Origin of the sequence: Collinsella sp. wc0583 (assembly GCF_046116915.1) — a bacterium.
Lineage (GTDB): Bacteria > Actinomycetota > Coriobacteriia > Coriobacteriales > Coriobacteriaceae > Collinsella.
Window position 1 is genome coordinate 33,304 of the sequence record NZ_JBJXBN010000009.1, and the last position, 26,273, is coordinate 59,576.

Annotated in this window: 18 protein-coding genes; 9 read left to right on the forward strand and 9 right to left on the reverse strand. The window is 62.1% G+C overall.

Annotated elements, in window-relative coordinates; all coding sequences use genetic code 11:
* Positions 1-204 precede the first annotated feature (204 nt).
* The 3 genes from ACKUUJ_RS08910 to ACKUUJ_RS08920 are packed head-to-tail and all read left to right on the forward strand — an operon-like array spanning position 205 to position 4,430.
* Positions 205-711 carry a MarR family winged helix-turn-helix transcriptional regulator gene (locus ACKUUJ_RS08910; RefSeq protein WP_409065330.1) on the forward strand — a complete coding sequence of 169 codons (507 nt, stop codon included), beginning with the start codon at positions 205-207 and terminating at the stop codon, positions 709-711.
* Positions 704-2,518, forward strand: coding sequence for an ABC transporter ATP-binding protein (locus ACKUUJ_RS08915; protein ID WP_409065331.1), 1,815 nt, complete (start codon positions 704-706; stop codon positions 2,516-2,518). The genes ACKUUJ_RS08910 and ACKUUJ_RS08915 overlap by 8 nt, the downstream gene beginning before the upstream one ends.
* The gene (locus ACKUUJ_RS08920; protein ID WP_409065332.1) at positions 2,511-4,430 is read left to right on the forward strand and encodes an ABC transporter ATP-binding protein; all 1,920 of its coding nucleotides are present in this window, start codon (positions 2,511-2,513) and stop codon (positions 4,428-4,430) included. The genes ACKUUJ_RS08915 and ACKUUJ_RS08920 overlap by 8 nt, the downstream gene beginning before the upstream one ends.
* A gap of 181 nt (positions 4,431-4,611) precedes the next feature.
* On the opposite strand, the gene ACKUUJ_RS08925 is transcribed toward ACKUUJ_RS08920, so the two are convergent.
* Positions 4,612-5,703 carry a GGDEF domain-containing protein gene (locus ACKUUJ_RS08925; protein WP_409065333.1) on the reverse strand — a complete coding sequence of 364 codons (1,092 nt, stop codon included), beginning with the start codon at positions 5,701-5,703 and terminating at the stop codon, positions 4,612-4,614.
* A 120-nt stretch (positions 5,704-5,823) separates the two neighbouring features.
* Positions 5,824-6,702, reverse strand: a complete 879-nt coding sequence (locus ACKUUJ_RS08930; RefSeq protein WP_409065334.1) for a LysR family transcriptional regulator — start codon at positions 6,700-6,702, stop codon at positions 5,824-5,826.
* A 233-nt stretch (positions 6,703-6,935) separates the two neighbouring features.
* Between ACKUUJ_RS08930 and ACKUUJ_RS08935 the strand changes: the two genes are divergently transcribed.
* The 4 genes from ACKUUJ_RS08935 (at position 6,936) to ACKUUJ_RS08950 (ending at position 12,815) form a co-directional block, all read left to right on the forward strand.
* Positions 6,936-7,817 (forward strand): SDR family NAD(P)-dependent oxidoreductase, encoded by an 882-nt coding sequence (locus ACKUUJ_RS08935; RefSeq protein ID WP_409065335.1) that lies wholly within the window; start codon positions 6,936-6,938, stop codon positions 7,815-7,817.
* A gap of 65 nt (positions 7,818-7,882) precedes the next feature.
* Positions 7,883-9,139: an MFS transporter gene (locus ACKUUJ_RS08940; RefSeq protein WP_117770400.1), complete on the forward strand. Its 1,257-nt coding sequence runs from the start codon at positions 7,883-7,885 to the stop codon at positions 9,137-9,139.
* Between the two features lie 74 nt (positions 9,140-9,213).
* Positions 9,214-10,254, forward strand: a complete 1,041-nt coding sequence (locus ACKUUJ_RS08945; protein ID WP_409065336.1) for a Gfo/Idh/MocA family protein — start codon at positions 9,214-9,216, stop codon at positions 10,252-10,254.
* A gap of 413 nt (positions 10,255-10,667) precedes the next feature.
* Positions 10,668-12,815 (forward strand): Tex family protein, encoded by a 2,148-nt coding sequence (locus tag ACKUUJ_RS08950; protein ID WP_409065337.1) that lies wholly within the window; start codon positions 10,668-10,670, stop codon positions 12,813-12,815.
* A 380-nt stretch (positions 12,816-13,195) separates the two neighbouring features.
* Here the strand turns inward: ACKUUJ_RS08950 and ACKUUJ_RS08955 are convergent, their stop codons facing one another.
* Positions 13,196-13,900 carry a transaldolase gene (locus ACKUUJ_RS08955; protein WP_409065338.1) on the reverse strand — a complete coding sequence of 235 codons (705 nt, stop codon included), beginning with the start codon at positions 13,898-13,900 and terminating at the stop codon, positions 13,196-13,198.
* A gap of 211 nt (positions 13,901-14,111) precedes the next feature.
* Entirely contained in the window at positions 14,112-14,939 is an 828-nt protein-coding gene (locus tag ACKUUJ_RS08960) for an HAD-IIB family hydrolase (RefSeq protein ID WP_409065339.1), read from the reverse strand.
* A 75-nt stretch (positions 14,940-15,014) separates the two neighbouring features.
* Here ACKUUJ_RS08960 and rlmKL point away from each other — a divergent pair, with 75 nt between their 5' ends.
* Positions 15,015-17,573, forward strand: coding sequence for a bifunctional 23S rRNA (guanine(2069)-N(7))-methyltransferase RlmK/23S rRNA (guanine(2445)-N(2))-methyltransferase RlmL (gene rlmKL / locus ACKUUJ_RS08965; protein WP_409065340.1), 2,559 nt, complete (start codon positions 15,015-15,017; stop codon positions 17,571-17,573).
* Between the two features lie 95 nt (positions 17,574-17,668).
* Here the strand turns inward: rlmKL and ACKUUJ_RS08970 are convergent, their stop codons facing one another.
* The 5 genes from ACKUUJ_RS08970 to ACKUUJ_RS08990 form a co-directional block, all read right to left on the reverse strand.
* Entirely contained in the window at positions 17,669-18,382 is a 714-nt protein-coding gene (locus tag ACKUUJ_RS08970) for a response regulator (RefSeq protein WP_368135192.1), read from the reverse strand.
* Between the two features lie 4 nt (positions 18,383-18,386).
* Entirely contained in the window at positions 18,387-20,012 is a 1,626-nt protein-coding gene (locus ACKUUJ_RS08975; RefSeq protein ID WP_409065341.1) for an ATP-binding protein, read from the reverse strand.
* A gap of 113 nt (positions 20,013-20,125) precedes the next feature.
* Complete coding sequence (locus tag ACKUUJ_RS08980) at positions 20,126-20,320, reverse strand: hypothetical protein (protein ID WP_409065342.1); 195 nt, start codon at positions 20,318-20,320, stop codon at positions 20,126-20,128.
* Between the two features lie 59 nt (positions 20,321-20,379).
* Entirely contained in the window at positions 20,380-22,407 is a 2,028-nt protein-coding gene (locus tag ACKUUJ_RS08985) for a KUP/HAK/KT family potassium transporter (protein WP_373204993.1), read from the reverse strand.
* 158 nt (positions 22,408-22,565) lie between these two features.
* Positions 22,566-23,414: a nitroreductase family protein gene (locus ACKUUJ_RS08990; RefSeq protein ID WP_409065343.1), complete on the reverse strand. Its 849-nt coding sequence runs from the start codon at positions 23,412-23,414 to the stop codon at positions 22,566-22,568.
* Positions 23,415-23,628: 214 nt separating this feature from the next.
* On the opposite strand from ACKUUJ_RS08990, the gene ACKUUJ_RS08995 reads away from it, so the two are divergent.
* Complete coding sequence (locus ACKUUJ_RS08995; protein ID WP_409065344.1) at positions 23,629-25,929, forward strand: LTA synthase family protein; 2,301 nt, start codon at positions 23,629-23,631, stop codon at positions 25,927-25,929.
* The last annotated feature ends 344 nt before the right edge of the window (positions 25,930-26,273 follow it).

A 26,273-nucleotide genomic window follows, 5' to 3' on the forward strand; every position in this document is an offset into this window, starting at 1 on the left:
GGCGGTATTGACCTTCTGGTCATGCCGCCGAAATTGAAAGGCAGATTGCCGCTCTGGCGGGTTTGCAGCGTCGAGCCGTTGCGCGGTTTGGTAAAACCGCGCAACAACTACTTTGGTACCTTGACATTCATTTCTCATGCTCCTAGATTGGTTAGGCACAAAACAATTCCACTACCTAACTAAAGAAAGGAGCAACACTAATTCATGTGCGATGAACCTCTTAACCTTTGTTCGCACGAGCCCGACGGCGACCCGTCACAGCCGGCGGATGCACCCGAAGCGGTTAGCTCAGAAGACAAACTCGCCAAGCGCATCCTGAGCGGCCTGGGCTTTTGCGGCCATTACATGCATTTTCATGGCGGAGGCGTGTCCGGCAAGGCGCCCATCATCTGCCTGCTGGCCAAGCAGCCCGGCGGCGAGATGTCGCAGCAGGAACTCGGCATGCATTTTGACCTCAAGCCGGGGTCGCTTTCCGAGATCCTGTCCAAGCTCGAGGTCAACGGTCTCATCGAGCGCAGCCGTAACCCCAAGGATCGACGGCAACTCACCATTCGCCTGACCGAAACCGGCCGGGAAAACGCCCGCATCGACCAGGCGGCCCGCATCCGCTTTAGAGAACGGGCCTTTAGTGCCCTCACTCACGACGAGCGCGAGCAGCTCGCCGAAATGCTCGAGAAAATCCGTGTAACCTGGGAGGAACTGGATGATTAAAACCCTCATGGGCAGCATCCGCGACTATATGAAAGTCACTGTTGCCACGCCATTGCTCGTGCTTGGCGAGGTGCTCTGCGAGATGCTGATTCCATTTATCACCGCCAACCTGATCGACGCCATCAAAGACGGCACCACCGTAGCCGAGATGCTTCCCACCGCGGGCTTTTTGGTGCTCATCGCGCTGACATCGCTGGCTTTTGGCGCCGCTGCCGGCGTCACCTGCAGCCACGCGAGTTGCGGCTTCGCCAAGAACCTGCGTCACGACCTGTTCTACAAAATCCAGACGTTCAGCTTTGCCAACATCGATGAGTTCTCGAGCTCCTCGCTCGTCACGCGTCTGACCACCGACATCAACAACGTGCAGCAGGCCTTTATGATGATCATCCGTATCGCCGTGCGTGCGCCGCTGGTATTGATCTTCGCCTTTACCATGGCGTTTATCATGGGCGGCAGCGTTGCCATGGTCTACCTGGTCATCATTCCGCTGCTGAGCTTTGGACTGTTCTTTATCATCTTTAAGGTACGCCCCATCTTCTCGCGCGTGTTCCACAAGTACGACGCCCTTAACGAGTCCGTCGAGGAAAACGTCACCGGCATGCGCGTGGTCAAGAGCTACGTGCGCGAAGACTTTGAGAAGGAGAAGTTCGCCACCGCCGCGCGCGACGTCCAGATGGACTTCACCCGCGCCGAGAAGCTGCTCGCCTTTAACAACCCCATGATGAACATCTGCGTCAACGGCGCATTTGTCGTCATCATCTACCTGGGATCCAAGCTCATCATCACGAGCCAGGGCACGCTGTTCGACGTGGGCCAGCTCTCCTCGATCTTTACCTATGGCTTCCAGATCCTCATGAGCCTGATGCAGCTGTCGATGATCTTTGTCATGGTGACCATGGCCGACGAATCGGCGCACCGCATTACCGAGGTGCTGGCCGCCGAGCCCACGATCGCCGATCCCGCCGAGCCCGTGCTCGAGGTTGTCGACGGTTCCATCGACTTTGACCACGTGAGCTTTAAGTATTCCGCGCATGCGAAGCGCCAGGCGCTCGACGATATCGACCTGCACATTAAGAGCGGCGAGACCATCGGCATCATCGGCGGCACCGGCTCGGCCAAGTCCACGCTCGTAAACCTCATCGCCCGCCTGTACGACGCCACCGAGGGCACCGTGCGCGTGGGCGGCGTGGATGTACGTGACTACGACCTGGACGCCCTGCGCCACCAAGTGGCCATGGTGCTGCAGAAAAACGTGCTGTTTAGCGGCACCATCGCCGAGAACCTGCGCTGGGGCGACCCGAACGCCACCGACGAGGAAGTCCGCGAGGCGGCACATCTGGCCTGCGCCGACGAGTTTGTCGACGGCTTCCCCAAGGGCTACGACACCTGGATCGAGCAGGGCGGCTCCAATGTCTCCGGCGGCCAGAAGCAGCGCCTGTGCATTGCGCGTGCCCTGCTGCGTCGCCCCAAGATCTTGATCCTGGACGACTCCACCAGCGCCGTCGACACCAAGACCGACGCCAAGATTCGCGCAGGGTTGGCAAGCTATCTGCCCAACACGACCAAGCTCATCATCGCCCAGCGCATCAGCTCCGTGCAAGACGCAGACCGCATCATCGTCATGGAGGGTGGCCGTATCGCGCAGATCGGCAACCACGACGAGCTACTCAAGACGAGCGAGATCTACCGCGAGACCTTTACCTCGCAAAACAAGATGTCTGCCGAAGGCGAAGGGGCCATCGAAGCCGGCACCGAGGCATCCGTAACGCAAGCTCAGAACCAGGAAGGAGGCGAGGCACATGAGTAAGGCAACGACCGCCGAGCGCGCGCTCAACCGCAAGGGCGGCACCATGTCGCGCCTCATCAAGACGCTTTTTGGCTTCTACCCCGTGCTTTTGCCCCTCGTCGTCGCCGGCGTGGTGCTCTGCGCCATCATCAACTCCATCGGCGCGACCTTCCTTCAGAGCGCCCTGCAGATTATTAGCGAATCGTGGCAGTCGGGCGATTGGGAAGCTGCACAGCCCAAGATCGCACAGCTCGTGACCACCCTCGCCTGCATCTACGGCGTCGGCATCCTGTCTTCGCTCTTCTGGAACCGCGCCATGGCTATCGTCACGCAGGGCTCGCTCGAGAAGCTGCGCGAGAAGATGTTCAACCGCATGCAGGACCTGCCGATTCGCTACTTCGACACGCATCAGCGCGGCGACATCATGAGCCACTACACCAACGACATCGACACGCTGCGCCAGATGATCAGCCAGTCGCTGCCCAACCTGCTCATGACGACCATCGTCATCGTCACGGTGTTCTTCATCATGCTGTACTACAGCGTATGGATGTGCCTGGTCATTGTGGCCGGCGTCGCCTTTATGACCTTTATGACCAAGCTGCTCGGCTCCAACTCCGCGCGTTTCTTTATTGCACAGCAGACCGAACTCGGCGTGGTCGAGGGCCATATCGAGGAAGTCATGAACGGCCAGAAGGTCGTCAAGGCATTCTGCCACGAGTCTGCCGCCGAGGCCGATTTTGACGAGCGCAACGAAAAGCTCTTCGAGGTCTCGCAGAAGGCCAACATGTACGCCAACATCCTCATGCCCATCCTTATGAACCTGGGTAACCTGCTCTATGTGCTGGTCGCACTGGCCGGCGGCATTTTCCTGGCGCTGGGCGTGCCTAACCTGAGCATCTCGGGCATGGCGTTGTCCATCGCCGTCGTGGTGCCGTTCCTCAACATGACCAAGCAGTTCTGCGGACAGATCGGTCAGATCTCGCAGCAGATCAACGCCGTGGTCATGGGCCTCGCCGGCGCCGACCGCATCTTTGAGCTCATCGACGAGAAGCCCGAGACCGACGAAGGCTACGTGACGCTCGTCAACGCGCAGGTGAACCCCGATACCTGGCAGCTCGAGGAGGCCGACCACCACACCGGCATGTGGGCGTGGAAACACCCGCACCGCGCAACCGGCGAGATCGAGTACGTACCGCTGCGCGGCGACCTGGTCATGGACAACGTCGACTTTGGCTACACGCCCGACCACGAGGTGCTGCACGGCGTGTCCGTGTTTGCCAAGCCGGGCCAGAAGGTCGCGTTTGTCGGTGCCACCGGTGCCGGCAAGACGACCATCACCAACCTCATCAACCGCTTCTATGACATCGCCGACGGCAAGATCCGCTACGACGGCATCAACGTCAACAAGATCCGCAAGGCCGATCTGCGCCGCTCGCTGGGCGTGGTGCTGCAGGACGTGAACCTGTTCACCGGCACCGTGATGGATAACATCCGCTACGGCAACCTGGACGCCACCGACGAGGAGTGCATCGCGGCGGCCAAGCTCGCGGGCGCGGACGACTTTATCACCCGCCTGCCCGACGGCTACGACACGATGCTCACCGGCAACGGCGCACAGCTGTCGCAGGGCCAGCGCCAGCTGATTTCGATCGCCCGCGCTGCCGTCGCCGATCCGCCGGCGATGATTCTGGACGAGGCCACAAGCTCCATCGACACCCGCACCGAGGCCATCGTGCAGGCGGGCATGGATAAGCTCATGGAGGGCCGCACGACGTTTGTCATCGCACACCGTCTGTCCACCGTGCGCAACTCCGACGCGATCATCTGCCTGGACCACGGCCGCATCATCGAGCGCGGCAACCACGACGAGCTGATCGCCAAGCGCGGATATTACTACCAGCTCTATACCGGAGCGTTTGAGCTGGAGTAGTTCGGCTCGCCGAGATGGCCGATTTGCCGCTCATTCGTCGGGCATGACCCTAAGGTCAATGCCCTCCTCTTTCGGGGCAAATCGACTCATCTCAGCGACCCAAGCACAATGCGCCGCAACGAATAAAGCCTCCGCAGCACACACGAGCTGCGGGGGCTTTTGTATGCCTTCTGTTACAAGCTTACCGCTCCTCGCGTTGCAGCCCGGCTGCCTCGGCTGTCTTTACGCGGTTCTTGTCGATGTACATGTTTTTGTCGGCCTGGGAAAAGAGTTCGCGCATGGTAGGCGGCTCGTCAAAATCGCTGGAAAGCGCGTAGCCCACCGCGTAGCTGATGGGCATATCGGGGTGGACTTCGGAATACTCGTTCACGTTCGCACGAACCCGAGCGAGACAGGACTCCGCGGCAGCTCGATCGGTATCCCGCAGCACCGCGATAAACTCATCGCCGCCGTCGCGGCCCACAAAGCACGTCTCGGACGCCACACTTCCCAGTTGTTGGGCAAAAGAGCGGATGTATTCGTCGCCCTTCTCGTGGCCGAAGTTGTTATTGACCGTATGCAGATTGTTAAGGTCGAAGACGCACACCGCAACGGGCGCCTCCGCGGAGACAGGCTGCTCCTGCCCCAAGATCTCCTCGCACTTGTTCTTGTTGGGCAGTCCCGTGGCTTCGTCGAGATAGACTTTGCTCTGCAGTTCGCGATTGAGCGCGGCAGTTCGCACCGCGCGAACAAGTTCGACCGCAAAGGTCGCCACCAAGCCCATGATGTCGATGATCACCAAGCCCTCGAGATAGTTGAGCGCCGACGCCTTCTCCTGAGAGTAGTCCTCTGCGAGTCGCGTAGCATCGTCGCAAATGCCAAAGAACTCCTCGCTCATGGAGATGATGTCGGTGTTCTCGTAGCCGACTTCGCGCACACGGATGATCTCGGCGCAAAGCTCATCAAAATAGTTTGCAAGCTCGGTCATCTTTGCCTGATACTCATCGTCGTCGAGACGGACGAGGTTGAGGTCGTCACTTCCGTAACGCAAACCGTTGATGTATGAATTCACGGCTTTGAGCAGGTCATCTTGAGGCTGGCCCGCATCCTCGAGCTTAACGATTCGCTGCGTGGTACCGCGCACCAGACCGGCGTAGTTGACCACGCGCACCGTGCCCTGGATATCGGAGACGAGCAGCATAACATTGATGAAGAAGAAAATGAGAACTGCCGTGAGCACCATCATGAGCAGGCGCACCGCCTGACTGGCCTTCTTAGCGACAGAAGTATTCACAAGTTCACTCCCCCAAATGACAAAAGTGCAGGTAGCACGCAGTGTGCTGAAATTCACGTGAGGTCAACTCTACCAGATGATTTTTCTAGGACGGGGATTAAAGAATCATCGACACGATAGCTACTTGAGAAGTTGAGCCATGGCGTTGACGAATTTTTGGACTTGAAGGGTGGGCTCAAGCGGGTAGTGCAGATAGACCGGCACCTCGCGGCCGCACAGGAACGGTACGCCCACAAAGGCCGGATGCACCCCCGACCACGCGCCGCAGGTGAGCACCGCGTCGCCCTTTTCCTCCGCCTCGTTAAAGAGCGCAAAGTCAAAGCTGTCCGCGTCGATCACGTCCACGCCGCCGTCTGCCAAAAGATCGATACGCAAGCTATCCATGGCATCGTTGCCGTGACGGAGCACGCGCAGGCGCATTCCCTCCAGGTCGGCGACCGTAATGCGACTCTTGCGCGCAAGCGGGCTTGTACGCGGTACGTCGATATAAAACGGCACGTTGACGATGCAGAGCTTTTGGCAGGTGTCGCCCCAGCGCGGGGTCGAAAAACTCGACTGCACCACATCTACCTCGCGACCAAGGCTGCGCATGACGGATTCGCGCTCGTCATAGAGATCGCTTACCGGCACGATCTCAAATCGCAGCGATGGCTCCAGCTCGTGCACACCCGTCCACATCGACAGCGTTTGGCGCCCCGGGCACATCATCGACACGCCCAGGCGCACGGCACCGCCATCGCCCGCCGCACGTCGGGCACGGCGCAGGGCGTCCTCGGACTGGCGCATGATCGAGCGCGCGTCGTCCACCAGCAGAGCACCCGCCGGCGTCACCTTGACGCCCGAGTGCGAGCGCTCGAACAGCGTAATACCGAACTCCGCCTCAAAACCCGATACCTGCTTGACGAGCGCCGGCGTCGACACGAGCAGCTTTGCCGCCGCACGCGAGAAGCTTCCCAGCTCCGCGGCGGCCGATATGGCCTCAAGTCGTCGATCGTACACGTCAATCTCCCGTTTTCGCACGCGCGGGCGCACAGCACCGCAGGGGGTCATTTTCGCAGGTCACGCGCTCAATTGAGAATAGCCTGCATCGCACAGTATAAACCTACAGTTAACGCCATGCTAACAAATATGCAATTCACCTGCGCAAACGCAAAGCATACGATAACCAGCGAAAACCACGTGGGTCGGTTAATGGGAGCGGCCCACCGGGAGGCACAAGAAGGGAAGTTCCTATGAGCAATTGGCTTAAGCTCGAGGGCGATGTCTGCGCCGTGACCGGCGCACTCGGCGGTATGGGCGTCGAGATCTGCCGCGAGTTCGCCCGCAATGGCGCCAACGTCGTCATGCTCGACCTGGACGAGGAAAAGGTCAAGGCCGCTGCCGCCGACCTCGCTGCCGAGTTTGGCATCCACGCCGAGGGTTACAAGATGAACGCCACCGACGAGGGCGAGGTTCAGGCTGCCGTCGACGCCACCATCGCCGACTTCGGCCACGTCGACGTCCTCGTCAACACCGCCGGTATCCTACGCTTCGCAGCCATGGAAGACCTGCCGTTGAGCGACTGGGAGCAGGTGCTCAACGTCAACCTCACTGGCTACTTCATCACCTCGCAGCGCTTTGGTCGCGAGATGATCAAGGCCGGCCAGGGCCGCCTGGTGCACATCTCGACCGTCGCCAGCCACTCTCCCGAGACCTTCTCGGGCGTGTACAGCTCCACCAAGGCCGGCGTCAACATGATGTCCAAGATGCTCGCCGCCGAGTGGGGCCCCTACGGTGTGCGCTCCAACTGCGTCGAGCCTTGCTTTGTTAAGACCCCGATGTCGGCCAACTTCTACGCCGACCCCGAGGTCGAAAAGAGCCGCAGCCGTCTGATTGCCACGCGCCGCATCGGCGAGGTCAGCGATATCGCCAACGCCGTCATGTTCCTGGCGTCCACGCGCTCGGACTTTACCACCGGCGACGCCATCAAGGTCGACGGCGGCTTCTCCAACATGATGGGCGACCTCACCGCCAAGCCCGGCGGCCGTCGCGCCTATGCCGACAACTACCTTAAGAACAAGGGTGTCGAGCTCTGGTCCGATGAGTCCGGCGTCGCAAAGCCGACTGACCAGTAAACCAACCTGGCAGGGAGGCCCGCAGACACGCCCGCTCCTCCCCCGTATCGATTAGAAAGAGTCCAATGGCTTCCACCAACTCCAACAAGGGTCGCGCCGTCGTGCTTTCCGCCGCGTGCGTCACCATGTTCTTCATTAGCTCCATCGCGCTGTATTCCGTCGTGAGCAAGAATCTGCTCGCCGTCTACCCCGAGTGGTCGAGTGCCCTTACCTGGGCTTTCCCCGTCTTTCAGACCATCATGGCCGTAACGGGCATCTTCGCCGGCCGCATCTCCGATAAGATCGGCCCGCGCAACGTCGTGATCGCCGCCGCCGTGTGCTACGGCCTGGGCTGGTTCATGTCCGGCACCGTCACCGAGCCGTGGCAGTTCTACCTGTGGTTCTCGCTCGTCGCCGCCATCGGCAACGGCCTGGGCTACAACCCGGCGCTCACCACCGGCCAAAAGTGGTTCATCGACAAGAAGGGCCTTGCCTCCGGCATCACCCTGGCCGCTTCGACCGCCGGCCCCGCCGTGCTGTCCCCGGTGCTCGCCTCGCTGCTCATCCCGAGCCTGGGCATCTTTGGCGCCCTCAAGGCACTCGGCGTCATCTTCTTTGTGACGATCGCCGCCTCCGCCCTGTTCCTGAAGGCCCCCGAGGCCGGTTGGCTGCCCGAGGGCTTCGAGGCCCCCAAGGGCGGTGCACATGCCGGCACCTTCGGCGACCTCACCCCGGGCGAGATGGTCAAGACCCCGCGCTTCTGGGTCCTCATCGTCACCTTCGCCTTTGCCGCCACCGCGGGCACCCTGCTCGTGGGCAAGGTTGCCTCCATCGCCGCCGTCCAGCTCTTCGCCGACCCCACGAGCGCCGCGGCCGTCGCCCTCGGCGGTGTGGTGGTCTCCGTCAACACCTGCGCCAACCTGGTTGGCCGTCTGTCCTTTGGCCAGATCATCGACAAGCTCGGCGCCTACAAGTCACTGCTCATCAGCCTTGTCGTCACCATCGTCGCGCTCGTCATCATGTCGATGAGCTTTACGCAGGCCATGTTCTTTGTGGCGCTCGCCCTGCTCGGCTTTAGCTTTGGCGCCCTGCTCGTCATCTACCCGCCGCTCACCGGTGGCGCCTTTGGTACCAGCAACATCGGCGTCAACTACGGCATCATGTTTTTGGGCTACGCCGCTTCCACCTGGATCAGCCAGCCCATCACCGCCGTGCTGTATCACGCCGAGGCCGGCAGCGCCGCCTATCAGCAGTCCTTCTACGGCGCCATTGTGATCGCCGCTATCGCCGTCGTGCTCACCGTCTACATGATGGTCTCCGACAGCAAGAAGAAGTCCGCCTAGTTTTGCCGATGTGACAAAGGGACTGTCCCTTTGTCACATTCCACCGCCACCCACACACATCGTAAGGAGTCGAAATGTCTGAGCTCAACCCCGTCCGCATTGCCGTTATCGGCGCCGGCGCCATGGGCCGCAACCACATCCGCTTTGTCACCGAGGAGCCCGAAGCCGAGCTCGTCGCCATCGCCGACGCCTTTGAGGGCGCCCGCGCCACGGCCGAGACCGCCGGCGTGCCGTTTTACACCGATCCCGCCCAGATGATGGACGAGGTCAAGCCCGAGGCCGTCATTATCGCCACCCCCAACGACCTGCACCTGGGCGTTGCTCGCGAGGCCATCAAGCGCAACATCGTGCCGCTGGTCGAAAAGCCGATCTCCAACGATCTCGAGGATGCCCAGGCCTTCGCCGCCGAGGCCGAGACCGCCGGCGTGCCCGTGCTCGTGGGTCAGCACCGTCGCCACAACCCCTTCGTCAACAAGGCCAAGGAGATCATCGAGTCCGGTGAGCTGGGCAAGCTCACCGTGTCGAGCTTCCACTACATGATCTATAAGAATGACGAGTACTTCGATGTCGAGTGGCGCCGCAAGAAGGGTGCCGGCCCGATCCTGGTCAACCTGGTGCACGACGTCGACCTGCTCCGCTACCTGCTGGGCGAGCCCGTTGCCGTCCAGGGTATGCAGTCCAGCGCCGCCCGCGGTTTTGAGACCGAGGACTCCGCCGTGGTCAACGTCCGTTTTGCCGATGGCGCGCTCGCAAGCATGACCATCTCCGACGCCACCGCCAGCCCCTGGAACTGGGAGGCCACCGCTCGCGAGGATCCGCAGTACCGCCCCTTCGACGCCGACGCCTACTTTATCGGCGGCACCAAGGGTGCCCTTTCGCTGCCCCGCCTGCACCAGTTCTCCTACGACGGCGCCTCTAACTGGCACAAGCCGCTGCAGATGGAGATTCCGGCTGTCGACCCGGCGCTGCCGCACAAGATGCAGCTCAAGCACTTTGTGAAGGTCGTTCGCCGCGAGGTCGAGCCCGTCGTGACCCCCGCCGACAACGTCAAGACGCTCACGCTTCTCAACGCCATCAAGGAGGCCGCCGAGACCGGCCAGCTCGTCGAGCTGTAATGCTTTAAGAGCGGCCGCGGTAGAAACCCCATGCCGAACCCCTCGGTCCGCCACAAATAAGCCCCTCTTCTTTGCCCCGCGAGCAGCCTCCTGCCCGCGGGGCATTTTTGCTACCTTGCCGACAATCTTTCTGGGGCAGGGGGCTATTTTGTACCTCGGCTTGATTCGTGCGCCACGAAATGGGCCTATCTACTACGTTTAACCGACCACTCTCAACCATACCGAATTTCGCGAAATAAAAACCGCAGGTAAACGGCTTGCCGATTTTCGGAAAACCCAGGCATGGTCGGCCCCTACGGGTAAAACGTAGTAGATAGGCCGTTTTCGTGACGCGGCCCCAAAACAGCCTTTTGGGACGGGTGGTATCCTTGGTAGCCCTGTGCTGCAAACGCACCTTAAACGCAAGGAGTCCCATGGATCTTATCGCCCAGCTCGCTCGCGAGCTCAACCTTAAGGCCGCCAACATCGAAGCGGCCGTCAAGCTCATCGACGAGGGCAACACCATTCCCTTTATCTCGCGCTACCGCAAGGAAGCCACGGGCGGCATGGACGACGTCGCCCTGCGCGCGCTCGACGAGCGCCTGTCCTACCTGCGCAATCTTGAGCAGCGTAAAGAGGACGTCATTCTGCTCATCGACGCCCAGGGCAAGCTCACGCCCGAACTCGAGCAGCAGATTCGCGAGGCCACGCAGCTCCAGCGCGTCGAGGACCTCTACAAGCCCTACCGCAAAAAGCGCATGACCCGCGCGCAGAAGGCCCGCGAGGCAGGCCTGGAGCCGCTTGCCAATATGATCATCATGCAGGCCTCGGCCAAGGGCAGCGCACTCGACACCGCCGCGGCCTACGTCAACGAGGAAGCCGGCTTCGACACGCCCGAAAAGGCGCTCGCCGGCGCGGCGGACATCGTGGCCGAGACGGTGGCCGAAGACCCCGAGAACGTCGCCGACCTGCGCGCCTTTACGCAAAACACCGCCGATATCGTCGTCGAGGCCACCGACCCCGCGGAGAAGACTCCCTACGAGCCGTATTACAGCTATGATGAGCCGCTGCGCCGTATACCCAACCACCGCGTGCTGGCTATCGACCGCGGTGAGCGAGAGGGCAAGCTCCGCGTGCGCGTGAACGTCGACGGCGCCGCCGCCACGGCACGCCTCGGCAGCCGTTGGCCCCGACGCCAGGGCGTCTTCGCGCCCGTCTTTGACGCCGCCATCGCCGACGGCTACAAGCGCCTCATGGCCCCCTCGCTGGAGCGCGAGGCCCGCGCCAAACTCACCGTCCGTGCGCAGACCGAGGCCATCAATGTCTTTGCCAAGAATCTCGAGGGCCTGCTCTCGGCACGCCCCGTGCGCGGCGCCCGCGTGCTCGCGCTCGATCCGGGCTACCGCACCGGCTGCAAGGTCGCCGTCATGGACGAGACCGGCAAGCTGCTCGACCACGGCGTGGTCTATCCCACCAAGCCGCGCCACGACGTCGCCGGCACCAAGCGCGAGCTCGCCCGCCTCGTCAAAAAGGACAGCGTCAACACCATCGTCATCGGCAACGGCACCGCCAGCCGCGAGACCGAGGAAGTCGTCTCGGAGTTCATCGCCGAGCAGGCGCCTGAGCTGCGATACACCATCGTCAACGAGGCCGGCGCGTCGGTGTACTCCGCCTCCGAGCTCGCCAGCCAGGAGTATCCCAATCTGGACGTCACCGTGCGTGGCGCCATGAGCCTGGGCCGCCGCCTGCAGGACCCGCTGGCAGAGCTCGTCAAGATCCCGCCCCAGTCTATCGGCGTGGGCCAGTACCAGCACGACCTTGACCAGGCCGAGCTCTCGCGCACTCTGGGCCACGTGGTGGAGGACGTCGTCAACCGCGTGGGCGTCGACGTGAATACCGCGAGCGCAAGCCTGCTGGGATACGTATCGGGCATCACGCCGAGCGTGGCCAAAAACATCGTGGCCTACCGCGAGGAAAACGGCGCCTTTACCGATCGCCGTCAGCTTAAGAAGGTCCCCAAGCTGGGACCCAAGGCATATCTCAACGCCGCGGGCTTTTTGCGCATCAGCGGCGGCAAGAACCCACTCGACGCGACAAGCGTCCACCCCGAGAGCTACGAGGTGGCCACATCCGTCCTGAAGCGCGCCGGCGTTGGGGCCAGCGAGCTCAGCCGCGGCGGCGTGCCCGACATCGAGCGCCGTCTGGGCAGCATCTCGGCACTGGCCAGCGACCTAGACTGCGGTACCCTCACGCTCATCGACATCGTTAACGAGCTCAAGAAGCCCGGACGCGACCCGCGCGACGACGCGCCCGAGGTGGTCTTTAGCCGCTCGGCACTTTCCATCGACGACCTGGAGCCCGGCATGGAACTCAAGGGCACGGTGCGCAACGTCGTCGACTTTGGTGCCTTCGTCGACGTGGGTGTGCACCAGGACGGCCTCGTGCATATCTCCAAGCTGGCCAACCGCTTCGTCAAGCACCCGAGCGACGTGGTGCGCGTCGGCGATACGGTGAAGGTATGGGTCGAGAAAGTCGATCGCGACCGCAAGAAGATCTCCCTCACCATGGTGCAGGGGAAGTAAACCGCCAAAGCAAGGGTACCCCCTCTCGCGACGTGCAAAATCGCGAGTATTCTGCAAATTCCGCCGTTCCAGATGCCCCTCAGAGACGAAAAAGCACGGAACAGCCCCGTTTTAGCGTCGTCAGAGCCAAAACGGGGGCTGTTCCGTGCTTCAGTTAACTGGTAAAGACCTTTACCTTGCTGAATACTCTCAATTTTGCACGGCGCAGGTGGGGGTACCTTTGTCCACGGCAGGATATGGAAGCCGATTGCCAACCTACTGGTAAGTTCGTGTCGGCAGCCCCGGCCTTCCCTTTCCCTAGCGCGACTCTCGCAAAGCGCGTGAGCGATAGGGAGAGGGAAGGCCGGGGCGAGCAGCCCACGGCGCAGCCAGTGTTCGCCCTACGGCAGAATATGGAAGCCCAAAGCGGCGATATCCTTAGCGAAACCGCGCACGGTATCGAGCGAGACCTCGTACGGGTCGCGGCCAATGTTCTTGCGCTTGGCCAGGATGCTGTTGGGCACCGTGATGATTTGGCAACCGCAGGCCTCGGCCTGGTAAATGTTGATGAGCTCGCGCGTGGACGCCCACAGGACCTCGCAATTGGGCTTGGCGGCGGCCTTCTTGACCGACTCCGTCATAAACGGAATGGGGTCGACGCCGGTGTCGGCAATGCGGCCGGCAAAGAGCGAGATGATGGACGGCGTCTCGGCGTCAACGGCCTCGACCATCTCGTCGACCTGCTTAGGCGTAAAGATGGTAGTGACGTTGACCTTGATGCCGTCGGCCGAAAGCTTGCGGACCAGCTCGGCGGTGGACTCGCCCTTGGTGGTCACGCACGGGATCTTAACGTAGACGTTCTCGGCCCAGGTAGCGATCTCGCGCGCCTCGACCTCCATGGTCTCGACGTCGTCGGCAAAGACCTCAAACGACACGGATACATCGGTGATGTGGGCCAGGACCTCCTTGGCAAACGCGCGGTAATCCGTCACGCCGCCCTTCTTCATAAGGGACGGGTTGGTCGTGAAACCCTGAACGTTGCCGTTCTCGTGCATGTCGAGCATGCCCTCGAGGTTTGCACCGTCAGCGAACACCTTGATTGCCATCTGCCTGATTCCTTTCGTCTGCATACGGCCGGTAAGCTGCTAAACACTTTACCTATGTTTATCAAGGCGTGAGCTGCGGGTTTTTATCTTCTCGGCGAACGGTATAAACGCTTTAGCGTTTTTGAGCACACCCTCCAGCGGCAAAACGATTTTGCAGGGCGGGCCGATTTGAGCCGCCCGCCGCGGGTGAACGGTAATTGGGCGGTTCCCGCTAGATCAACCCAAAGTGGCGCATGGCGGTGACGGTGCCGTCGTGTGCGACATCGTCGGTCACGTAGTCGGCGACCGCCTTGACCTCGGGCATGGCATTGCCCATGGCGACAGCCGTCTCGACGGCAGCGAGCATGCCCAGGTCGTTGCCCGAGTCGCCAAAGCCAAAGGTGCGCGCGTTGCCGGTGCGGCCCAGGTACTCCAGCGCCCGCGCCACGCCCACGCCCTTGTCGATGCCTTTGGGGCTCAGCTCGCGATTCGAACCGCCAGTGTTGCACAGCTCAAACTCGCGATCGATAAAGCCGTCATCGTTGGCTACGCGAGCCAGGTCGCTCGCGACGATGCACACCTTGCCCACGCGCAGACGGCCGTCGACGCGCATTCCCTCGGCGCTGTGCACCACAGAAGTGCCGATCAGAGACGACTGCTCAACACCCGCGGGTTCCAGGGCAAAAGTAGCCACGTTGGTCTCGAAAAAGGCCTCAATCCCTGCCGCAGCCATACGGCGTACAAGCTCCTCGATAACGTCTTCGTCAAAGCAGTCCTCGTGTACCACGCGGCCCTCGACCTCGAGCGTCGCTCCCGCCATGGCAACGACACCCGCAGGCTCCAAAGCGCGCAGGCCATCGGCAATTAGCCACAGGGGACGACCCGTGCAGATAAATGCCTGGTGGCCCGCATTGCGCAGGCGACCAAATGCATCGACAACGGCCTTCGACGGATGGACTGCACCGAAGTCCTTGTCGGTCATGTTGTCGGGATCGAACGACGTTAGCGTGCCGTCCACGTCAAAAAAGAGCACAGCGGATTCGGGGCACGCATCAATCATATGGGTTCCTTTCGAGGATAAGGGCAAACGAAGCATCCATCATATAATGGAGCGACGCAATCAGAGAGGTCACCCATGGAATTTTACGCAAGCTGCCCCGAGGGCTTTGAGTCCGCACTCGCCGATGAGCTTAAACGCCTCGGGCTTTCGCATGTCCGCCGCCTGAAGGGCCGCGCTACGTTTGAGGGCGAGCTCGAAGAAGGCTACCGAGCATGCCTGTGGTCGCGCCTGGCGAGCCGCGTGTTCGTGGTACTCGGGCGCTTTGAGGCGCAGGATGCCGATGAACTGTACGATAGCGTTTACGACATCGCCTGGGAGAGCATCGTCCGCCCCGGCGCCACCATCGCCATTACCGCCCGCGGTGTGACCGAGCAGCTGCGCAACACGCGCTTCTCGGCCCTGCGCGCCAAGGACGCGCTGTGCGACCGCCTGGCCGAGACCACGGGCCGTCGCGCCGACGTCGATGCCGCCGACCCCGATGTTCACCTACTGCTTTCGCTGCGCCAGCGCCGCGCGAGCATAAGCCTGGACCTTTCGGGTGACCCGCTGTTCAAGCGCCTGCCGCCCGCGGCGACCCGTGCCGGCGAGGGCGCGCACGTGTTGCGCCCCGACTACGCCGCCCTGGTGCTGGCGCAGGTCGGCTGGACCGCGCTATGCGAGCGCGAGCTGACGGCCGACGATTACGAGAACGAAGCCCTGCCCACGCTGGTCGACGCCTCGTGCGCCGGCGGCGGTCTGCTGCTGGAAGCCGTGAACATTCTGACTGACCGCGCCCCGGGTTTTGCACGCGAGCACTGGGGTTTTGAGGGCTGGCAGCTGCATGATGCCGCCCTGTGGGAGCAGCTGCTTGCCGAGGCGCGCGAGCGCGAGGCGGCAGCGCGCGAGCGGCAGGCGCGCATCGTGGCCGTAGACATCGACCCCGCCGCCCGCAAGACTGCCGAGCACATGGTCAAGTGCGCCGGCTACAAGCGTTTTGTCGACTTTTGCGCCGCCAAGCCCGCCACCGTGCTGGATCATGCAGGCGCTGTCGCCGGCGCCGCCGTGGTCGCAGACACCACCGAGACCCCGCTTTCGCTCATGCACGACGCCATGACGTTGGTAGGCGAGCTGCGCCGCGCACCCGAACTCGCTTCGGCACCGGTCGCCGCGCTCACCCGCGATGGCCTTATGGCCCGCGCGCTCCATGCCGAGCCCGCGCGCTCCATCGCCGTCATGCCCAACAACGAGGAGGCGACCGTCGAAGTCTGGCCCTCGCTCGACCACGCCGCCGCGGCATTCGAAGCTGCGACCAGCGCAGATGCCGAGGAGCAGACCGCGGACGCCGAAGACGAAGCCGCCAGCACCCCCACACCCGAACCTGCCGCCACGCTCGACCTGGGCGACGGCAAGCCGCTGCCCGTGCTCATCCCCGAGTCCGAGCAGTTCGCCAACCGCCTGCGCAAGAACGCCCGTTTGCGTCGCAAGTGGGCAAAGCGTGAGGGCGTGAGCTGCTACCGCGTCTACGATGCCGACCTGCCCGACTACTCCGCCGCCATCGACCTGTACGAGGGCTGCCCGCAGACGCCGGGCCGCTGGCTCGTCATCGCCGAGTACGCCGCGCCCAAGACCATCGACCCCGCGCTGGCCCAGGCCCGCATGCTCGACATCTTGGCCATCGCGCCGCGCATCCTAGATGTTCCCGCCGAGCATGTGCACGCCAAGGCCCGCATGCGTTCGCGCGGCGGCTCGCAGTACGGCAAACAGGGCGCCGGCAAAGGCGCATCGGGCGAGCGCGCCAACATCGCGCGCCGTCGCCTGCCGCTCATCGAAGAGGGCGGACTCACCTTTGCCGTCAACTTTGACGACTACCTGGATGTGGGCATCTTCCTGGACCACCGCGTCACCCGCAACCTGGTGCGCGAGCACGCCAAACAGGCGCGCCGCTTCCTCAACCTGTTCGCCTACACCGGTACCGCCACCTGCTATGCGGCAGACGGCGGCGTCGAGGAAACCGTGACGGTCGACCTCTCGAACACCTACCTGGACTGGGCTGAGCGCAACATGCACCAGAACGGCTTTGTGGGCCCGCAGCATCACTTCGTGCGCGACGACGTGCTCGCCTGGATTCGCGACCAGCGCCAGACGCGCAACCGCTGGGACCTGATCTTTGTCGACCCGCCCACGTTTTCGAACTCGTCCAAGATGGGCCGTCGCACCTGGGATGTCCAGCGCGACCATGTTGAGCTTTTGGCCGGCGTATCTCGCCTGCTCGCACAGGGCGGCCACGCCATCTTTAGCTGCAACCTGCGCGGTTTCCGCCCCGAGACGCGCAAGCTCGCGCGCGCGGGCGTCGTGCTGGAGGACATTACGGCGCAGACCATCCCCGAGGATTTCGCGCGCAACCAGAAGGTGCATCATTGCTATATTGTGCGCCGACTTCCCATCGAGGACGCCATGGCCGAGGTCGGCTTTAGCGCCGAGGAGATTGCCGAGCGAACCGAGGAGCTGCGCAACCCCGGAGCCCGCAAGCCTCGCGCAACGGCGCCCGCGCACGCGCAGACCGGCGACCGAGGGCCGCGCGGCGACGGCAAACCCTCCCCCGCCGGCAAGCCGAAAAAGAAGAAGTTCTACGCCAGCAAGCCCAAGGGCAAATAAACATAGTTGCGGTGGAATAGTTCCTAAAAATGCCTGGTAAAGGCGCAAACAGGAACTATTTCACCGCAACTCATAGTGGGATGGCGGATGCCGGCCTATCCCTGGGTGACCAAGCGATAGCCGATACCCACGTGCGTTTGGATATAGCGCGGGTGCGCGGGGTCGGACTCGATCTTCTTGCGCAGCGTGCCCATAAAGACACGCAGGCTCGCCAGGTCGCTCTTGGTTGCCGTACCCCAAATCTCGTGCAGGATAAACTGGTGCGTCAGCACCTTGTCGGCGTTATGCGCCAGCAGGCACAGGAGCTTGTACTCGATCGGCGTCAGATGCAGCTCCTCGCCATCCATCGTGGCGATGCCGGCATCAAAATCGATATGCAGCTCACCGGCATCGAACGAGCCCTCGGAGGCAACACCGCCCGTTTGTGCATACGAAAGACGCCTGAGCGTCGTGCGAATGCGCGCGAGCAGCTCCTCGACCGAAAACGGCTTGGTCAGGTAGTCGTCGGCGCCGGCATCGAGCGCGCGAATCTTGTCCGCATCCTCGCTGCGCGCCGAAACCACAATAATCGGCATACCCGACCATGCGCGCACCGACTCCACCACCTTGACACCATCCATATCGGGCAGGCCTAGATCGAGCAGCACGATACTCGGTGCCTGCGATGAGGCGGCGGCGATGGCGGCATGGGCGGTCTCCACGGCCATATGGCGCAAGCCGTGCGCCTCGAGCGCAGCGACGATAAGATTGCGAACGGCGGGGTCGTCCTCAACGACCAAGATGAGCGGTTTTACGGCAGAGTTTGGCACAGCGCTACTCCTTATCAAACGAAACGTCGGCGGCGGGAAGCTCAATCGTAAAGACCGAGCCGTGCGGGTCCGCCGCGGCAACCTCTATGCTACCGCCATGCGCCAACGCAATGGAACGGCAGAGCGAAAGACCTAGGCCCACGCTGCGATGGCTGTCGGCAAGACCGTGGTTGGCGGTGTAGAACGACTCAAAGACCCGCTCGCGATCTTCGGGTGCGATGCCCGGACCATCATCGGCCACCGAGCACGCCACGCGTCCATCGTCGACGCTAATCGAAATCATGATATGCGAGCCTGCGGGCGTATAGGTGATGGCGTTGTTCACCAGATTGACCACCAGCTGCACCATCAGGCGCGCGTCGACGTTGACGAGTGCCGGCTCATCGCACGCCACCACCTTAAGGTCGTGCTCGCGCACGGCCGGATTTACGTGGCGCAGTGCCTCCTCGACGATATCATCCATGAGCTCGAGCGTAGTCGACAGATGCATGCCGCCACCCTCGAGCTTGGTGATGGCGAGCAGGTTCTCGACGGTAGCGTTGAGCCATTGCGCATCCGAGCGAATGGACAGGAGCAGGCCGCGGCGCGTCTGGGCATCGAGCACGGCCGTGCCAGTCGAGCCTTGGTCGAGCAGCACGTCGGCATTGCCCGAAATACTGGTGAGCGGCGTGCGCAGATCGTGCGAGATGGAGCGCAGCAGGTTGGCGCGCAGCTGCTCGTTTTTGGCAAGCACCGCCGCTTCTTCGCGGGCCTCCATGGCGCGGACGCGATCGAGCGCCAGCTCGCCTTCGCTCACGATGGCAACGGCAAGCGCCCGTTCCTCGTGCGTCAGCACGTCGGGCTCGGCAACGATAGCCAGCACGCCCACCACCGAGGCGGGGTCGCCCGAGCGCACGAAGCCGTCGCCCGTGCGAACCGTCAGGTAGATGCCATAAAACGCCGAGCCGCCAAACGTGGCATCGAGCGGGGTTCCCACGTAAGCCGACGCCGAGAGTCGCGGCGGCATCTGCGGCGCCAGCTCGTGCACCGGCGCGGCATCGCCCACGGCCGTGTACGTCGCACGCGGCAGCAGGTCCTCATCGTCGGCGTCGGCGCTGTACCATACGACCGGACAGCCCGAAAGACGCGCCAGCTGCGTTGCCATGGCATGCACAATCTGCTGCTGATCGGCACACCGCTGCAGCATGCGGTTGGTCTCGAGCACCATATGCGTGCGGCGGTCGCTAGCGGCAGCCTGTGCCAAGGCGCGGCGCAGGGCCAACGCAATCGAGCTCGACACAAGCGAGACCACGAACATGATGAAGAACATGCCGGGATAGCCGCGGTCGATAAGCGACAGCGAGTAGCGCGGGTCGACAAACAAGAAGTTGTAGAGCGCCACGGCGGCAGCCGAGCTCAGCAAGCAATACAGGCGACTCCAGGTAAAGAATGCGCACAGCTGAACGGCGAACACATAGACGATCATGATACTCGGCGCGAGACCCGGATGGTCGAGTAGCGCGCCCACAATCGTCGCCGCGACCAGCAGCCCCGCCGATACGCAGGCGTCATACAGAGGAGTGCGGCGCGTCAGCGTTGTGCGCCGCCACCAAAAGCTATCGGCAATATCGCCGTCCGTACGGACGTCCATCAGCGCCCCGCCCCTCTCTCAAAAACAAAAACCACCACAAAGGGACAGGCACCTTTGTGGTGGTCTTCCCTCGTGGTGGTTCTAAGTGTAAAGCCTTCTACGACCGGCAGCCGCTAGACAAACAGCACGTGCGCGAGCAGGGCACACACGCATACCACTCCAAATACCAGCGCCACGACCGAAATCACACGATCGGCCATGTCCATGTTGGCCCGATTCGTAAAGAACCGATCTTCGGCTGCGTCGACACGCGCCTCACGCATCATTTCGACCACCGCCTCACGGCCATCGAGCGCCTTTGTATCCATGTTTACCTCCCCGGCCTCATGCTTATCCATCAAAACCAACTCCGTGTAGCCGCCGACGTCTACGGCCGCTCGTTGGGAGCCAGACGTTGCATCTTGTTCACGGCCTTGAACTTGGTGAACAGCGGCACGTACTCAAAGCTCACGTTGGAGTTCTCCAGGCCATACCAGCGCGCGGGTGTGCCGGCGGCGCGGCGGATGATGTACTTGAGCGTGATGGCCGTGCGCTCGCTGGGCTCCACGTCGCTCTCGGGCGCCAGAAGCTTACGGATCAGGACGAACTTGAACGTGCCGATGTTACCCGGATCCTTGTAGACCGAGTAGTCATGCGTCTGCGGCGGCAGCTCGCCGGTGGCAGCCAGGTCCTGAACAACCTGACGCAGGTAGGCATTGACGCGCTGGTTGATCTTGTAGCCCAGGTACAGATGCACGCGGAACACGTAGTCGGTGCCGAACGTCTCGACCGAATAGGCAAAGGTGTGCGGTTCGTCCATGGTCTCGACATTCACAAACCACCAGGCGCGGGCGCGCTTGGGATGCTTGTCCAAGATCGAATAGACGATATCGCGGTCGATGTAGTCGGTATGGGTGTCCTTGGTCAGGTACACGATGTTGTCGCTTATGCGCTCGTAACGGTCGTCGTCGCGCAGGCGCTTGAGCTGCGGCAGGTAGCTGCGCAGCGGCAGCAGCGTAAACTGGCGCTGCTCGACCGCCGTGCCGTTGTACCAGCACACCATAATGCCCATGATGAGTGCAGCCATGAGGATGGTGAAGTAGCCGCCGTGGAAGAACTTGGTGAGCGAGCTCACGAAGAAGAAGCCTTCGAGCAAAAGGAAGAAGGCCGCGAAGATCCACGGAGCAACCTTGAGCTTGCGCTCCTCATGCAGGTAGAAGAAGAGCAGCAGCGTGGTGCACATCATAGTCAGCGTAATGGCAAGGCCGTAGGCGGCTTCCATATGCGCCGAGTTCTGGAACAGCAGCACCACGATGACGCAGCCGACAAGCATGACGTTGTTGACCATGGGGATGTAGAGCTGGCCTTTGGTCTCGGCAGGGTAGAAGACCTGCATGTGCGGCATGAGATCCAGACGGCTGGCCTCGGACACCAGCGAAAACGCGCCGGTGATGAGCGCCTGCGAGGCAATGATGGCCGCGACGGTGGAAAGGCCTACGGCAAACGGGCGCAGGCCCGGGGCGAGCATCTGGTAGAACGGGTTGAGGTCGGCAATGCCCATGAGCTCGGGGTTGGCAGCGTTGTTCATAAGCCAAGCGCCCTGGCCCATATAGGAAAGCAGCAGGCAGCACTTAACGAACGGCCAGGTGGCGTAGATATTGCCGCGGCCGACGTGGCCCATGTCGGAGTAGAGCGCCTCGGCACCGGTGGTGGCGAGGAAGCAGCTGCCCAGAATCATGATGCCCGCGTGGTTGTTGGGGCTCAGCAAAAAGGCGATGCCACGCACCGGGTTGAGGCACAGCAGCACGGCGGGGTGCTGGAAGACAAAGAACAGACCCGTGCCGCCCAGGAACAGGAACCACAGCGTCATGATGGGGCCAAAGGCGTGACCGATCTTGGCCGTACCGATGCGCTGTACCAAGAAGAGCACGATGATGATGGCGAGCGTAATGGCGACGACGCGGCCCTGGTCATCGCCCAGCACGGCATGGACCGCCGGGATGGTGCGCAGGCCCTCGATGGCCGTGGTAACGGTAACGGCCGGCGTCAGGATGCCGTCGGCGAGCAGCGCGGCGCCACCCAGCATGGCGGGGATGATAAGCCACTTGCCGCAGCGCTTGACCAGACTGTACAGGGCAAAGATGCCGCCCTCACCATGGTTATCGGCGCGCAGCGAGATGAGCACATACTTGATGGTGGTCAGCAGCGTGACCGTCCACACGACAAGGGAGAGCGCGCCGAGTACGAACTCCTCCGTCACGCTTCCGATACCGCCGTTGCCGGCAACGAGCGCCTTGGTTACATACATAGGGCTGGTGCCGATATCGCCGTACACCACGCCTAGCGTGACGAGCATCGCCGAGATGCTCACAGGAATCGCAGCGTGTGAGGCTGCCTCCTTGGCCTTCTGTTCCATAAGCCGGTTTCCTCCCAACTTTAACGTTCGAAGGGATTATAGGTAATCGGCCCATGTTTTAATGCACTGTTTTCCCAGCTAGATAAAGATTTATACAGTCTTTAGACTACCGCGGCGATATGGAATGTGACAAAGGGACCGTCCCCTTGTCACATTCGTCATTTTCCGAGCCAATTTTTGAACCACCACTCCATGGAGCGGCTCATCTCGGCCATAAAGGGGCTCGTGTGCTTGCGGGTGTAGATATCCACGACGCGCTCCCCCACCTCGCGGGCATGCGGACGGAACATCGCGTCCATCTCGGCCACCTGCGCGTCCATGGTCGCGGCATCCGCACGGCAGTAGCGCTCCTCGTGCACCAGGTTCACCACGGGGTGCGCGATTGCCGGACGCTCCTTACGGGGCGTGCCGATGATGAGCATCGATAGCGGCATGGTATAGGGCGGCAGATCGAGCAGCTCGGCAACTTCCTCGGCATTCTCGACGATATCACCGATGTAGCAGCTCCCCAGCCCCAGGGCCTCGGCGGCAACCACGGCGTTTTGCGCGGCGATCACGGCGTCCTGAGCCGCGATGGCAAAGTCGCCCAAACCCGGCGCGCGGCGGGGCGCCTTACCCGTACGCTCGACAAACTCGGGCTCAAAGCAGCCCACGTGCTCAAACAGATCGATCCACTTGGCATAATCGACCACAAATATTAGTGCCCAGGGCGCCTTGGCGATCATGGGCTGGTGGTCGCACAGGTCGGCCAGGCGATCGAGCGTAGCCTGCTCGCGGATGCTCACGATGGAATACATCATCATGGCGCCTGCCGACGGCGCACGGCTCGCCGCATGCAAAATCGCCGCCCGCTGCTCGTCGGTCACCGCCACGGGACGGTCGTCGTCATCACGCGCAAAGGCACGCGTAGACGAGCGATGCTCCAACGTGTCCAGCACCGCGTTGCCCGTGGTCTCGACCGGATAGCCGTACGTATCCACAGCCTTGGTGCAAACCTGCTCGCTCATAGCCCCATCCCTGCCATTTCTTTAAGAAGCCTTTACGTTTCCGTGTAATTCCCGTCCATTATCGCGCAGGTCGCCACTACATTGCGCCACACCGCCACACGCGCGCGTTAATATGGCTGGTTGTTGTGCGCAGTCACCAATTGCAGCGCATATCTTGGTAACAATCGGGTAAACCCCCGCTTTCGTAGGTTTTAAGTTTGTGAGGAGTCTCAGCATGTTCGCTGCCGCCATCTCGCTCGTCGGTCTTGCGGCGACCGTCTACCTTGTCTTGCGCGAGGCCAAGGCCATTCGCGCTCAGTCGGGCACCGTTACCAAAAGCGCTCTTGGGTGGAGCGTCGCCTTCGGTCTGTTCCAGCTCTTTTTGACCATTTGGGGCGCCATTGGCCTCGTCGCCCAAAACGAGCCGCTCGCCTTTGTGATGCTCATTCTGACCAACGCCATCCTCACCGGATGCGCTTGGACCAGCATCGCCCGCGACCGCATCGCCCCGCGCGTCTTTGCGTTCGCTGCTACCGATGCCCCCGCCCCCACCGGCAAGCTTGCCCGCCTGCGCGGCGCCTTCGTGGGCAAACCGCTCGTCGCCGCCGTCTTGTGCTTGCTGCTCGCCGGCGTCTTTGCGCTGCTGGGCATGGAGGTCTCGTCCAACCACGACTTTACCTGGGTCTACCCCCTGTGCATCCTGCTTGAGTGGGCCATCATCACCGCGCTCATGAGCGGCCTGTTCTTCCTGTTCCAGCGCCACGGTGCAGCTCCCGCGGTCCTGGCCTTTGCCCTCTTTGTCCTGGGCATTGCCGAGTTCTTCGTCATTACGTTTAAATCCATGCCCATCCAGCCGGGCGACCTTTCGGCCATTTCCACCGCCGCCGCGGTCGCCGGCAACGGCTACACCTTCTCGATCTCGCTGTTCTGCGTGCTGTCCATGGGCTTTACCGCCATCTCGATGCTGCTGTGCGAGTACGCTGGCATCGTGGCGCCGCATCGCCAGAAGGGCGCCGTCAATGCCAAGCGCATGCTGCTCACCAACCTGCTTGTCGCCGTGCTGTGTCTGGGCGGCGTGACCGCGCACGTCACGCTTATCGACTACTACAACACCCTCGGCATCACCGTCTACACCTGGCGCCCGCTCGAGAGCTACTGGCGCGAGGGCTACATGCCCGCTTTCATTAGCGCAGCGCAGTCCATCAAGCCGCCCAAGCCCGCCGATTACTCCGTCGACGATGCCAAGGCCACGCTCAAAAAGTACGCCAAGGCCTACGACAAGTCCGACGCGGCCAAGAGCGACGAGCGCGCCGCCGCAAAGGACCAATTCGACAGCGAGAAGCCCACGGTCATCGCCATCATGAACGAGACGTTCTCGGATCTGTCGATCTACCAGAACATGCGCGCCGGCTACGAGGGCCCGCAGTATTTTAAGAGCCTGTCCAACTGCCTCAGCCGCGGCAAGCTCTACGTGAGCGCCTACGGCGGCGGCACCGCCAATACCGAGTTTGAGTTTATGACCGGCAACTCCATGGCAAGCCTGGGCTCGGGCGTGTACCCCTACACCATCTACAACATGGAAACGACCGGGAATCTGGCAGAGCAGTTCAAGTCGCTCGGATATTCCACCACGGCCATGCACCCCAACCACGCAACCAACTGGAACCGCGATAACGTCTACAAGGACTTTGGCTTTGACCAGTTCCTGTCCATCAACGACTTCCAGGGAGCCGACACCCTGCGCGGCATGGTGACCGACCAGGCTACCTACGACAAGATTCTTGAGCTGCTCGACCAGAACACCGATCCGCAGTTTATCTTCGACGTGACCATGCAGAACCACTCGGGCTACGATACGGGTCTGCTGCCGGTCGACAAGCAGATGCACCTGAACATCGACACGACCGACCTGGACGCCAAGACCATCGAGGACGGCACGCTCTCCGATGTCGACGAGTACGTCTCGTGCATTGAGCAGTCCGACCAGGCGCTGCGTTACTTCCTCAACGCCCTGAGCAAGCTCGACCGCAAGGTGGTCGTGGTGTTCTGGGGCGATCACCAGCCGTTCTTCCCGTCCAAGTTCAACGATAAGTGGTTTACCAGCGAGGACGACGCTACGCATCAGGAGCGCCTGTGGCAGACCGACTACATCATTTGGGCTAACTACGACGTTGCCGGCTGCGACCAGACGAGTGAGGTCGACGACCTGTCCACCAACTACCTGTCCACCCAGCTGATGCAGCTGATCGGCGCACCCCTCTCCGACTACCAGAAAGCGCACATGACGCTGCGCGAGTCGCTGCCCGCCATCAACTCCGTGGGCTACGAGGACGCTAGCCTGCGTTGGGCGCTCTCCTCCAACGTCACCGGCGACGACGCCGAGGCCGCGGCTGCCACCAAGGCGCGCGAGGATTACGCCAAGATGCAGTACTACGAGATGTTCCGCGACGGCAAGAACGTCTACACCGAGCACTTCCAGACCGAGGCCAACGAGACCGACCCCAACCTGGCACCGGGTACGACCAAGATCAAATAGCGACTAGCTGCGAGTTCATAACTGAAACGTCTGTCCGGGCGGAGGCATATAAGGTTCCCTGCTCGGACAGTCCTGCGCAAGACGGAGGCCACATTGAGTGGCCTCCTTTGCGTGCGGAACTCGCGATGAACCTTATATGCCTCCGCCCGGACAGACGCCCTGATGTTGGGGCGTGGCTTGTCTTGGGTGTATCGCCGAACATATATAAGTTGAAGGCCACGTTATGTGGCCTTCTTTGTTTGCGGAAAGTGTGTCCCGGAATTCTTGTCTGGAATGGGATGCAGTTTCCGCTTGGGACCCGATTGGGAAAGTGTGTCCCACTATTCAGCTGGATTCCAGGATGT